We start from the raw sequence: 13882 nt of genomic DNA on the forward strand, positions 1-13882 counted from the left end.
AAGTTTCACTGTAGCGATGTTGTACGGTTTTATGCATAAATAAGAAAATATTATGCAGCAAAAAGGTGACAACCAAATCCCGTATAAGACAGAAGAGATGAATAACGCATAATAAAAAGGATAGCTTTGCACTGCAAATGACTTAGCTTTGCAGTGCAAAAAGCACAACAAGAAAGTATCTTGAAGCGTATGTAAAATAAGCATTCGACAATAATTCGACCAGAAAAGACGAAGTGCGGCTCAATTTTTACCCCGAGCAGTAAAGATTACACCTTAAATATCAGTATTTACCCGAAGGAGTTAATAAGCTTTTGCACATTTGTACCATCATTAAGAAGTAATCGATTAAAATAACCGCCAAATACAGGCAAAAACACAGAAAATCAATGAAAAAAGTTTTTTATTCCCTACTTTTCCTTCTTCCGCTACTGGTTGGTTGTACACAGCAGCCAGCTTACAAGAACAGTTCTTTATCTCCCTCCGAACGCGCTGACGACTTGTTGCCTCTACTTACAGTAGAAGAAAAAGCACAGTTAATGATGGATGCTTCCAAAGGAATAGAACGATTGGGTATTAAGCCTTATAACTGGTGGAACGAAGCATTGCACGGTGTAGCACGTGCCGGACTTGCTACCGTTTTTCCACAACCCATCGGTATGGCTGCCTCTTTCGACACCGATGCTGTTTACAATGTTTTCACCGCTGTTTCTGATGAAGGACGTGCGAAGAATGCATACTACGCAGCACAAGGTAGCTACGAACGTTATCAAGGATTAACCATGTGGACACCAACCGTAAACATCTTCCGCGACCCACGCTGGGGAAGAGGTATCGAAACTTACGGGGAAGACCCGTACCTAACCAGTCGCATGGGTGTTATGGTAGTAAAAGGATTGCAAGATAAGGGTGATGCCAAATATGACAAACTACATGCTTGCGCCAAACACTTTGCCGTACACTCTGGTCCGGAATGGAACAGACATGAATTCGATGCTAAAGATATTTCTCCACGCGACTTATGGGAAACCTACCTTCCTCCTTTCGAAGCGTTAGTAAAGGAAGCTAAAGTAAAAGAAGTGATGTGTGCCTACAACCGTTTCGAAGGCGAACCTTGTTGTGGTAGCAACCAACTGATGATGCAAATTCTGCGTAACGAATGGAACTTTGAAGGTATTGTTGTAGCCGACTGCGGTGCTATAGCCGATTTCTACAACGACCGCGGTCATAAGACACATCCTGATGCAGCTACTGCCTCTGCCGATGCCGTACGAAAAGGCACCGATTTGGACTGTGGATCAAGCTACAAAGCCTTAGTAGAGAGTGTAAAAAAAGGATTAATAGACGAGAAAGAGCTTGATGTTTCTGTAAAGAGATTGCTTGAAGCGCGTTTTGCACTCGGCGAGATGGACGACCCAAGCAAAGTATCCTGGACAAAGACCCCTTACTCTGTAGTAGCTTCGGCTAAGCACGATTCTTTGGCATTAGATATAGCACGTAAATCTATGACGCTGTTGCAAAACAAGAATGAAGCATTACCACTCAAGCGTGGTGGTTTAACGATTGCTGTTATGGGCCCCAACGCCAACGACTCCACTATGCAATGGGGTAATTATAATGGCACTCCTGCACACACCGTTACTATACTCGAAGGTATTCGTGCTGCAATGGGAAAGGATGATAAACTTATCTATGAACAAGGTTGTCCGTTGGTAGAGCGCACTTTATTAAAGAGCGTATTCAATCAATGTGCCTCATCCGAAGGAGCTGGATTTACAGCGCGTTACTGGAATAACCTTACCCGCGAAGGCGACCCGGTAACAACTACGCAAATCACAACACCACTACATCTTTGCACGGCAGGTGCTACCGTTTTTGCAGCAGGTGTAAACTTAACCGACTTTTCGGCAACCTACAGTAGTGTATTTACTCCCCAAGAATCGGGCGAAGTTGTATTCGAACTATACAGTTATGGTATGGGACGCATCCGTGTAGATGGCAAAGAAGTTAAAGGATTCTCTAACAAACACGGTGGAAGAAAAACCACTTTCGGTATGAATGTAGTAGCCGGACAAAAGTATGATATTGAGTTGGATTTCGAATTCTTCAGAAGCGATGCGATACTTGATTTCGATTTGGGTATAAAAGAAGATATTAATATAAAGAAATCTGTAGAAAAGGTACGCGAAGCAGATGTTGTTATCTTCGCCGGAGGTTTATCTTCGCATTTAGAAGGAGAAGAGATGAGTGTTAATCTTCCTGGATTCAAACGTGGAGACCGCACTGAGATTGAGTTACCGGAAGTACAACGCGAACTTATTGCCGAATTGCACAAAGCAGGCAAGAAAGTTATTTTGGTTAACTGTTCTGGATCGCCTGTTGCTTTAGTACCCGAATCCAAAAAATGCGAAGCCATTCTGCAGGCATGGTATCCTGGTCAACGAGGAGGAACAGCTGTTGCCGAAGTATTGTTTGGCGACTACAACCCTGCCGGTAAACTGCCGGTTACCTTCTATGCTAATTTAAGCCAGCTTCCCGATTTTGAAGATTATAACATGACAGGTAGAACGTATCGATACATGAAGGACACTCCCCTATTCCACTTCGGACACGGGTTGAGCTATACTACTTTTGAATATGGAAAGATAGTACTCGAAAAAGAGAAGATTTCAGCAGGTAAGTCGCTTAAGCTAACAGTTCCGGTTACAAACTCAGGGAAACGCAATGGCGAAGAGGTTGTGCAGGTATATCTAAGAAAACAAGGCGACAAAGAAGGTCCTATTAAAACATTACGCGCTTTCAAACGTGTCTTCATTCCGGTAGGAAGTACAGTGTCTGTACAGTTTGAGCTAACCGGGAAAGATTTAGCTTGGTGGGATGATGCTACAAACGCTATGCAAGTATTACCGGGAACATACGATGTTCTGGTAGGCGGAAGCTCCAAAGCTGCCGACTTGCAAATCTGTACAGCGGTTATTCAATAGAACCATAGTTTAGATAGAAAAGTGAACTCCATTTAAAAGCAAAGTGGGGTTCACTTTTTTTATAAATGAACCCCACTTCTTTTATCTTATAACTCCGTTTTACCTCTTACGACCTATTTTATCGTATTGACTATCGGCAGATATTTCCGAGTAACGATTAGCAAGCGACATCTCTATCAATGTTCTAAGCACAGGGCCTTCGCCCATTGGTGCATTTTTTTGTACCGGACGATTGTAATAGAACGACAGTGAAGGCATAATACCTGTACCTACGCAAATAGCAGTAACGTCTCCATCATCGGTCATCTTAGTCATCATACCTTTCAGACCTTGTTCGGCTGCATAGATATAATCTTTATTGATCCAACCCATGCGCACACCACGAGCAATACCAAAAACAAACATAGCTGTTCCTGTTATCTCTTCGTAAGAGTCGGGTTTGTCGAGTACTTGATGCCATAGACCATTCTTCCCTTGATAATGCAGAATACCCTTTATTTGACGATTGTAATTTTCAATAAGCGCTGCTTTCTTCGGGTGATTTTCGGGAAGCATCGTTAATAAATCTGCTTGCGCCATAATCATCCAACCATTAGCACGCGACCAATGCGCAACACCATGTTCTTTCACGTCCGTATGGTAACAATGGTAGTATATTTCTTTACCGGGATGCCACAGATATTTATGATAGTTCAGCACTTGGTTGGCAGCGTCATCAAAGTATTTCACATCTCCCGTCATTTTGCCCATACGGCAAAGAAAGGAGATAGCCATAAAGAGGTCGTCAGCCCAAATCGTATTTTCGTGTGGCCATATACGGGCAATGGTTCCATCATAGAGACGAGGTTCATCCAACATCAAATGCTCCTCGGTACTATTGATGTAATTCAAATAGGCTTTATTCGGTCTTCTCATTTGTAACTCAATAAGACCTGCACCCATTGGTCCGTTATCATCCAAACGCTTATTACGGTGAATCATGTGCCATGTCAATTTACGGATAGCTTTCCAGCCACCTTCCTTGAAAGCTTCGTTATATTGTTTCTCGAAGTAAGCGTAGTTATCCTTATCGAATACAAACTCCATGTTCTTTGATACATAGTCTTCATACTTCTTATCGCCTGTACGGTCGGCAAGCTCCAACATCGCCATGTGCAACACGCCGTTGGTATAGTGCCACTCATTATATTCGTTGCTTACTTTCATATCTCTACTCATTTTCACGCCTTTAAGCGACGTAAAAGTCTCCTTGGTTACCTTATCGGTAAAAGTATATGGAGTTTCCGAGATAATACGATTGGCTATTGTTGTTGCCAGTTCTTGAGGTTTAAGTGTTGCTTGAGCAAACAATCCGCACACAAATGCGAACAATAATGTTAGGGTTACTGAAATTCTATAAATCATACTTTTATTAGGGTTAATACATTATTTTCTTTCAATTAGGCTTATGCAAAGATACAGCGTTTTGGGCTACCTCCTTAGCCAGTGTTAGTTTCTCACTATCACACAAGGTTACAATATCCACATTTGCTGTTCTTTTTCCTGCTACTTCAAAGATTGTTTCCAGGTTGTAGTTCGTTTCAAAACCTTCGACCGTTACATTGTTCACATTCTCCATATACAGGGCAGGGCCTTTCTCCGGGTAAATTTGAATATTCTTTAGCTTGATATTGGTAGATTCCATTATCTCCGCACCTATCTTAGCATAAACAGTTATGTTCTCCACATTGATATTATCAATGTTTTGCTCGGGCAATCCATAAAAATAAAGTGCTCTACGGGCGTTACTACAAGCCACATCCTTGATATAAATATCTTTGAAAGCAGGAGTTGTTTCGTCTACTAGCGGTAGTTCCTCCGATTTTTCTATTTCATCGCCATCTTCGAGTGTTTCCACAGCCGACTTACCACCATAGTAGAGATTAAATAAAATAGGTTCGGTAGCAATATCAAACATACTAATATCCGAGATGTGAATATTTTCGACTACACCACCGCGACCGCGACTACTCTTAAAACGCAAACCCACATCCGTGCCAAGGAACTGACAGTTGGTTACGGATACATTCTTTACGCCACCCGACATTTCGCTACCTACCACAAATCCGCCATGTCCTTTGAATACCGTACAGTTATTCACAATCAGGTTTTCGCAAGCACGAGCACGTTTACGTCCATCCTCATTTTTGCCCGATTTAACACAAATTCCATCATCGCCCACATCAAATGTACTGTTTACAATGATGCTATTCTTACAAGATTCCAGGTCTAATCCATCGCCATTCTGCGCATATTGCGGATTACGTACTTGTACCCCATCCATAATAAAGTTTTCGCACATCAGCGGATGAACATTCCAAGCGGGTGAGTTCTGAAAAATAACTCCTTGTAGAAAGACATTCTTACATTCGATAAAGCTCACCATTACCGGACGAAGGAAATCGCGTAACGCTTCCCATTCTTCTTGTGTTTTCAAGGTGCGGGGCACATTCATCTCGGCAATAGCGTCACCATATACATACGCATCCGAAGGCATCCAATAATCACTACGTTTGAAAGCGCCACCGCGGGCAATCGTTGCTGCCCAGATGCTTTCGTTTACCTTTTGCTTCTTCAGCGGACGCCAATAGTGTCCGTTTCCGTCAATAGCTCCACTACCTGTTATCGCAACATTCTCTGTATTCCTACTTGAGATAGGCGACTGGCATCTCTTTGTATCCAAACCTTCAAATGATGTCTCAACAATGGGGTACAAGCTTTTATCAGGCGAAAAAAGAATAATGGCTTTATCTTCCAAATGTAGATTTATATTGCTTTTTAATACAATGGGACCGGTAAACCACACACCCGACGGCACAACCAAGCGTCCTCCACCCTTTTGTGACAGGTGGTCAATAGCCTTGGCAAAAGCATCCGTATTGAGATTGATTCCATTTCCCATACCACCGAAATCCTTGATAGACACTTCGTTGTTAGGAAAGACTGGCGGTGTAAGCACTGGCATATCAAATGGCAGGTCTTTATAAAGATAGGCATACGAGGCTTGCTCGTCACGCTTGCAGGATGTCAGTCCAACGGCAAATAGAAGCGCCAGCCCGACAATCGATTTCAAATTCATGTTCATTAGTTATTAACGTTCCCCCTTATTTTCCTAATTCAAGACAGCCCATAATGAAAGGGCCAGTGGCTTTTGTGTCGTTATCGCGTATGCGTTCGTTAACGTAATACTCAAAACTTCCGTCACGATACGGGTTACCACCCAGTCCACCAACCGCACAACATTTGGTTAGAGTCAGTGTACCATCTTCGTTGGTCACCATAAGTGTTTTCATCAAACCATTGTATGCCTTTTCAGCTATCTTTTTGTACTTCTTATCCAAATATCCTTTGTTCACAGCTTTGGCATAAGCATACATAAATTGCGATGAAACAGATGCTTCAAGGTAGTTACCCTCGCGATTTCCCTGATCAACCACCTGATACCACAACCCTGTTTTATCCTGATATTTGGGCAGTGTGTCTGCCAATCCTTGAATCATCTTCAGGAGTTCCGGACGCTGTGGGTGTTCTTGTGGAATAAAATCAAGCACATCTACCAGTGCCATAAACCACCAGCCGATGCTACGTCCCCAGAAGTTGGGCGACTGTCCTGTTTCCTTATTTGCCCAACGTTGGTTCTTGCTCTCGTCCCAAGCGTGGTAGTACAGTCCGGTCTTGGCATCATAAGTATGTTTAGCACAAGTGAGGAATTGGTTCATTACGTCATCAATCCATTCGGGTTTATCGAAAGTTACGGCATACTCGGCAAGGAAAGGAGAACCCATATACAATCCGTCCAACCAAATTTGATGCTGGTAGATAAGCTTGTGCCAGAAAGCTCCTTCCAATGTACGGGGATGCATCTTCATTTGGGCAACAAGCCTTTCGATAGCCAGTTTGTACTTCTCATTACCCGTTTGGCGATATACCTCAAACAGTATTTTACCGGGGTTGATGTAATCTATGTTGTAGGTTTCTACCTTATAGAGATGAATCTCACCTCTATCATTAATAATAGTATCCGCCCATTCTATAACGTAATCTAAATATTTACGGTCTTCGGTTTTGCGCCACACCTCAAGCATCGCCTGGCATCCCAGTCCTTGTGAGTAACCAAAGTACAAACGCTTACCGTGATCTAATTGCCATGCTTGTGGAAAACGCTTCATTTCCGAATCGGCAAAGAGGATGCCGGTCTTCTGGCTGTATGCGGTTTGCATACAGAAAAGCACTAAAAGTATTGCTGTTATTTTTTTCATCGTTGCTTCTTTTTCTGGTTTACGGCATAGGTTGTAAATCCTCCCATACCACGTTCCATTTACCATCTTTAGGGAATCCCGGATTCTTAATTTCATTGCCATCCCAACCGGCACACATCATTGCTACAGCAGTAAGCAATCCTCCATTACCCGGCAAATAGACACGTAAACGAGAATCCTGGTAATTATGACCGTTAATCAAATAGGTATTGGTACGCTTATCCATCAGCAATGCGCCAATTGCTTTTTCTGGTTCGCCCAGACGAGCAGCACTCATGGCAGTCATCGGATAATCCCATCCCCATGTCTTACCCCAGTTCCAGTTATCCCAAATCCAGTTCAGCGTATTCTTCATGTAATCCGGACGAACCAATTTGCATGCAGGAAGTATACCCATCGCTCCCAATACAGCAGGATGGTCGGAAGTAAAACGAATATCTTTATATGTATCTACCGCATCTTCGGAAGCTAAGTACAAACCATCCAAGTAAGCTAATGGAGATAGTTTATCGATCAATTCGTCCCATTGTGGTTTACGTTTCTCGCCTGCACGTTCTCTCCAAAGTTGTGCTACCGACATAGCGTAGTGCCAGTACGAAAGTTCAAACGGTGGGTTGATTGTTTCCGAAGCTCTAAGTGTTTCTTGTGCAGGAATAATTCCTTTCAACACATAGCGTCCTTCCAGTTCTTCGTATGTAGCAAACGACATCATGAACTCAGCAGTTTCCGCCACTAAGAACTTATACTTTTCAATCACTTCGGGCGAAGGGTTGTTTCTGTAAATCAGCTCCGCCATATAGATGAAGTGTGGTTGTTGCCAAATAAGGAATGAGCCTACTTTAGAAGGTGCTTCTATTGCCGATGGATCTGTCATCTTCATCCAACGTGCTCCTTTAAAACCTTGACGTTCGGCTATTGATTTTGCAATAGGATACGCTTGTGCATACCAGTCCATGCTTCTCTCCAACAGGTCGGCACGATTCCACAATGCAAAGTGTACTGCATGCCACCAATGCATCTCAAGGTGGAATTTACCAAACCAACTGTTGTAAGTCAAACCGGTTTCTTGAGGAGGATACATACCTGCCGATTGAATTGCCATCAGGTATTGTGAAAGTACAACTCTGCGTTCCAATTCACTCGCGCGCTCGTCGGTACATTTAGAGAAGTCTACTGCTCCACCTCTCTGCCAGAAATTCTGCCAATAAGTAGCCGATGCAGCAAAAGCATCGTTATTAGGAACTATTGCTGCTGTAGGAGTCTCTGCTGTAAATTCGCAGGTAAAGGCAAAGTCGTTACTTTCGGGGGTAAGAACAAAGTAGTGTGCTTCTTTCTCTTTGATGGAAGCTTTTCCTTCGCAGGCCAATGTTACATAATACACTGTTTCATCGAGTGTACGTTTGATAACTATTTTTTTGTCGTTTTGTTCTACTATCTCACTTTTATGTTTTTCGGGAGATGTCCAGTTGGTAGCATCATCGGCATGGCCACCACTCGGATAGGGGAAGCGTAGGTTTACAGCCATTGTTCCTTTAGTAAGCATAGGCGAGCTAACTGCTACTGCCAAAACATCTCTATCGGGATGTGCTGCTGTTTTCACCACAGCTGTGTCTGTTCCAACAGTAAAGCGGCTATCCACCAAACCATTCCACAGTACCAACTCTTGGTCTATATTCTTTATATCGGTTGCTTTTACTTTTTCTCCGGCTTCATTTGTCAACTCCAAACCTACATAGCCCAAGTGCAAACGATGTGGATTTACACGGAAATAGTTTGCTGCACCATTTGCCCTGCCTGGTTCATTGAACTGAACAGAGTAAGGTTCTTCCCATCCTCTGAAATTGTAATTTTTCAGGGTTTCGTCGTGATTATATTTTTCGGTATTGGGGTAGCTATGCCATCCCCATTGGGTTTGTGTACCCAGTGGCACACCAGCACTATACAGTTCGGGGTAGGTCTGCAGTCCGGTAGCATCTACCGTTACAGCAAAATTTCCATTCCCTACAGATAGAGAAGCTAGTTCTTCAAACTCAGAAACATGTGGATTGTTTCTTTCCATCAACGCCAGACGATCAATTTTCTCAGGCTGTCCTTCGCTACACGAGACCAGTAGCGCAACAGCAAACCCTAAAATTAGTTTCTTAATCATGGTATTACAGTTCTTCAAATAAATATTATTCATTACATATTATCTTAAATACAAATCCCGAAGCCGTTCCATACGCACCGCCTTGCATGGCATTAAACAGATAGGCAGGCTTCCCTTCTTTCATCAATAATTGCGGACGCTCGAAACGTCCGTAACGCTTCAGGTGCTTAGGCGCAGGTGGCTCTTTCAGATAAGCTTCCGCTCCAAACCAGGCTATTTTAGGATCCGACCAATGCAGTCCGTCTTCCGATTCAAATATCAGTCCCACCTCATGATCAAAATATCCCATATCGCGCATCAGCATCTTAAATTTGCCATCTTCTATATATACATACGCGTCTTCTACCTGTTTATTGTCGCCATGTACAGAAAAATCAACAACAGGATTCCCCTCGTAGCGACTGTACACACCGTTTATTTCGTCTGCTATTGCCAATCCGTACTTACGATTGGCACGTATAGCTCCCGATTGATTTTTATATTCGGCACTATTCCACGATTTATAATAGAGCCATGCTTGTCCGTTTGGGTGTGCAATAAAAGCCGGATTTGTGGTACAGCAATCATCCCATGCACCAGTTTCGCCTACTTCCAACACCGGTTGCTCGCTTCGCTCCCATGGCCCATAGAGAGAGGCAGACTTTGCCAATCCTATGCGTTTGCTATGCACAGACTTGTCACTGTTACCCATATAGAACAAGTAGTATGTATCACCCACCTTTTGTATATGCGGATTATGACAAGTTGTCGCATCAAAAAAGCCTTCGCGCGGAGCCAGTACGGTTCCGACAAACGTATAGGGTCCTTCGGGAGTTTCGGCTACGGCATGTGCTATTTCGCACTGACTAATCCAACCTCCCATGCCATACTTCGCCAGCCAACGAGAATAGAATACATGAACCTTGCCCTCTTCGTCGTAAATAGGCGCGCAGCACCACACGTAATAGTCGGGAGTTTCCAGTATTCGTCCCATGGGTTGCAGCTTAGAGCTGAACGCGGAAATTCTATCCAAAGGATAGCGTTTCGAAGATAGTAAATAATTTAGATATACTTCTACATTTGTATAATTGTCAATGATATTGTACAGATTTCCATCTGCTGCATTATGTGGATTGAGTTTGTGTTCCAGTTCCCAGACATCGGGCATACCATCGCCATCACTGTCTTGCGGGTATTCTCCTTGTCGTAGCTGCGGCCATCCGCCTACAGCTGTTTGCGAATCTATAATTCCTTTATTCCCACCGCCGTACGTTTCTCCGCCTACGGCTGTTCCTGTACGCACTTCTTCTATCACGCGTGTATCATAGTCATCGCGACTACGGCTACACCCTGCGTAAAGAAGTACTTTTTCGTAAGCTATTTCGGGGCTATCTTCTTTAATGGGGATAAACGGGAAAGGCTCTGTTGCCTTTACCCGGTTATCATTACTAACCCCTTTCCAGTTATCCTTGGTAACAATCTCGCTACCTATCATTATGTTATTATCCATGTAATATGCACCGGTTCCATCTTCGGCAGGATCGAGAAAACAAGCCCGCTTCTCTTCCGAGGTTGCAGGTCCGGGTTTATAGTAATTGGATACAAAATTTACTTTTCCGTAGCGTCCGCCACCGTAGGCCGACTTATATCCCCAGTTGTAAACCACATTATTCCTGAAGTCTACCGGACTGCATCCATCCGATGCGAAACGTGGATTCCTACTGCTATGATGTGCTATCAGGTTATGATGAAAAGTTGCGCCACTGCCTCCCCATATTCCTCCAAACCCATGCGCTCCTTTGGCATGTGCCGATTTGGAAAGACTGTGCGTAATCATACACCATTGCACGGTAACGTTTTCCGAGTTATACACGGAAAGACATTCGTCTATCGACCAAGATACCGAACAGTGGTCTATAATTAAATTTTTCACTCGCATAGCTCCCATTGCATCATCTTCGGCTCCGTAATTATCGCCCATACGTGCGCGGATGTACCTAACGATTACATTGTTGGCTCTTATATAAAAAGGAAAATTCATCAAACAGATACCATCACCGGGCGCACTTTGCCCGGCAATAGTAATACTGTCATTGGTTATTATTAGTTTGGATTTTAGTTCAATTGTACCGTCTACCGCAAAAACAACTATACGCGCGCCCGATTGCTCTATGGCATTACGCAAGCTACCCTCTCCCGAATCATTCAGGTTTGTTACAGTAATAACTCTTCCTCCCCTACCTCCTGTGGTATATTTACCATAACCTTCGGCTGTTGGGAAAGCGAGTTGTTGCCCGGAGACCGGCTTGCAAGCGCAAGCCGATATTCCGAGAACTAACAGTAATCTAACTAAAAAAACTTTCATTTAATGATGTGCATTAATTAGCATATCCAGGATGCTGTGTCAAGTTCGGATTGTCAATCATAGGATGACCGGCAGCTTTAGCAGCAAAAGGCAACAGTTCCACACAGTTTTCTTTGAAACCGTAGTACAGACCGTCGCTTCCATCGGCAGCTTGAATCCAGTTAGGATATGTACCACCATTTTCGGCAGAACCGGTTGGCTTAGTATAGATAATATTACCTATTTGTAATGCATTAACACCACCTGCAAAACCTACTGTTCTACGACAGTTTCCGTTATAGGTACTGTTGTAAGCTTCAAACATTCTGGTAGGATACCACTTATCGCCATCACCTACAGTTATGCCATGAGCCCGTACAATGTTGGCTACTGTTTCGCGGAAAGCTGGATAGTCGCTCGATTGGGATGCAGTAGGAGCATCTGCAATCAATGCAATCTCTGCTGGGTCGGTCAAGTCAATGTAATCCACAGCCAGGAATTTATCACCATACGCTTGTCCATCTACCTGATATTTGTACAAGCGGTAGTTAGGTGTATTGGCATATTTACCCTTACGGTCAGATAGGTCTTTCATATCTTGTTTGGTAGCTTCCAACTCTGTTTTCAAACGATTCATACGAATCAGGTCTGTGCGGAGGTTAAACTCACCTGCAAATTCCCATTTACGCTCTTGAACAATAGCATCTTCAAAAGCTTGTTGTGTAGTAGGTATTGCCATAGAACCAATACCTGCACGATCTCTTACTTGTTTCAGTGCAGCAGATCCTGCTGTTGTTGGACCGTTGTTCAGGTAGTTTTGAGTTTCGGCATAAGTCAGCAATACATCTGCATAGCGCAATACAGGAATATTCAAGTTACGTTGCGCAGCGGCAGCAGGCTCAACACACCATGGAATACGGAACTTACCGTGCATAATACAAGAGTAAGTTGTACCTACATCTACCCAAGTATCGGTAGCAGCTCCTTTTTCCAAGAAGTAAATACTATAAGAGGTACAGGTTACATCACGACGAGTATCGTTTGCGTCGAACGACAAGTAATAAGTTGGCAAATGGAATTGCATAGCTTTACGCGAACCATACGTACCACCTCTACTACCCGGTTGTGCATACACACCGAAGTTCGAATTGGTTACTGTACCCAGTGAGGCAATTCCCCAAAGCATTTCCGAGTCTGTTTCAGAGAAATTGCGTTGGCAGAAATTATACCACAAGTGTTCAAAACCGCTCTTGCCATTCTTACTCTGAATCAATTTGTTTTCATTTTGGGCAATCACAGCAGCACAAGCCGCATCGGCTATCTGATAAAGTTCGCGAACGCGTGCATCGTCGCTACGACGAGACATTTTCATCGTGCTTGGATCGAGTGTTTCCAAGTCCCAACGTAATGAATAGCCACCGGCATACAGTGCTACACGAGCCAACAGCGCATAAGCCGCTTGTTTAGAGATACGTTCGTGTGTACCGAAACCACTTTCCGAGAACCAAGGAATGAATTGTACTGACTTTTGCAAGTCGCCAATAATCTGATCATATATCTCATCGCGTGGCGAACGCTTAGGATAGAATGTGTTTTCATCATTAGCATCCATTGTTTCCAACGGTTTAAATACTGCAGGAACGTCACCGTAAATACGAATCAGGTTGTAGTAGCAAAATGCACGTATGGCTAAAGCCTCGCCCAACAATGCGTTACGCTTAGCGCTGGAAGCTGCATTTCCTAGCTGATAAATTGCGATGTTTGCACTTTCAATAATACGATATTGCTCCTTATAGATAGTAGTTACTGTGTAAGGAGAAGTGGTATCGTAGAAATAGTTACAAACATTGTACTTGGAGTTATTGGTTGTACCGTCTTCGCTGGAGTGCATAACGGTTTCGCCCATACCCAGTTGATAAAACATTTCAGAGTGGATAATGCCACGATAGCAACCTTGCACAAACATATCGGCAGTAGCATCATCGGCAAAGACAGACTCTGCGTCGAATGAGGTGTAAGAAGGCATATCCAGCCAATCCTCACACGATGTCACTCCCAAAGAAACTGCCACTACAGAAGACATAATCAATGCCTTCTTCACGTTGGATAGTATATTTGATATTCTTTTCAT

7 protein-coding genes are annotated in these 13882 nt (G+C 43.4%); 1 reads left to right on the plus strand and 6 read right to left on the minus strand.

What is annotated here, in order from left to right:
- Nucleotides 1–386: 386 nt before the first annotated feature.
- Nucleotides 387–2981 carry a xylan 1,4-beta-xylosidase gene (gene xyl3A, locus D0T50_RS08680; RefSeq protein ID WP_163223135.1) on the plus strand — a complete coding sequence of 865 codons (2595 nt, stop codon included), beginning with the start codon at nucleotides 387–389 and terminating at the stop codon, nucleotides 2979–2981.
- Nucleotides 2982–3080: 99 nt separating this feature from the next.
- On the opposite strand, the gene D0T50_RS08685 is transcribed toward xyl3A, so the two are convergent.
- Genes D0T50_RS08685 through D0T50_RS08710 form a run of 6 tightly spaced genes read right to left on the minus strand, consistent with a single transcriptional unit; the run spans nucleotide 3081 to nucleotide 13882 of the window.
- On the minus strand, nucleotides 3081–4385 hold the full coding sequence (locus D0T50_RS08685) for a glycoside hydrolase family 105 protein (RefSeq protein ID WP_163223136.1): 1305 nt from the start codon (nucleotides 4383–4385) through the stop codon (nucleotides 3081–3083).
- A 31-nt stretch (nucleotides 4386–4416) separates the two neighbouring features.
- The gene (locus D0T50_RS08690) at nucleotides 4417–6099 is read right to left on the minus strand and encodes a glycoside hydrolase family 28 protein (protein ID WP_163223137.1); all 1683 of its coding nucleotides are present in this window, start codon (nucleotides 6097–6099) and stop codon (nucleotides 4417–4419) included.
- A gap of 25 nt (nucleotides 6100–6124) precedes the next feature.
- Complete coding sequence (locus D0T50_RS08695; protein WP_163223138.1) at nucleotides 6125–7279, minus strand: glycoside hydrolase family 88 protein; 1155 nt, start codon at nucleotides 7277–7279, stop codon at nucleotides 6125–6127.
- A gap of 19 nt (nucleotides 7280–7298) precedes the next feature.
- Nucleotides 7299–9425 (minus strand): hypothetical protein, encoded by a 2127-nt coding sequence (locus tag D0T50_RS08700; protein ID WP_163223174.1) that lies wholly within the window; start codon nucleotides 9423–9425, stop codon nucleotides 7299–7301.
- Nucleotides 9426–9453: 28 nt separating this feature from the next.
- Nucleotides 9454–11772, minus strand: coding sequence for a hypothetical protein (locus D0T50_RS13985; RefSeq protein WP_203558216.1), 2319 nt, complete (start codon nucleotides 11770–11772; stop codon nucleotides 9454–9456).
- 13 nt (nucleotides 11773–11785) lie between these two features.
- Nucleotides 11786–13882: a RagB/SusD family nutrient uptake outer membrane protein gene (locus tag D0T50_RS08710; protein ID WP_203558217.1), complete on the minus strand. Its 2097-nt coding sequence runs from the start codon at nucleotides 13880–13882 to the stop codon at nucleotides 11786–11788.

The sequence above is a fragment of the Bacteroides sp. 214 genome, assembly GCF_010501015.1.
GTDB lineage: Bacteria > Bacteroidota > Bacteroidia > Bacteroidales > Bacteroidaceae > Bacteroides.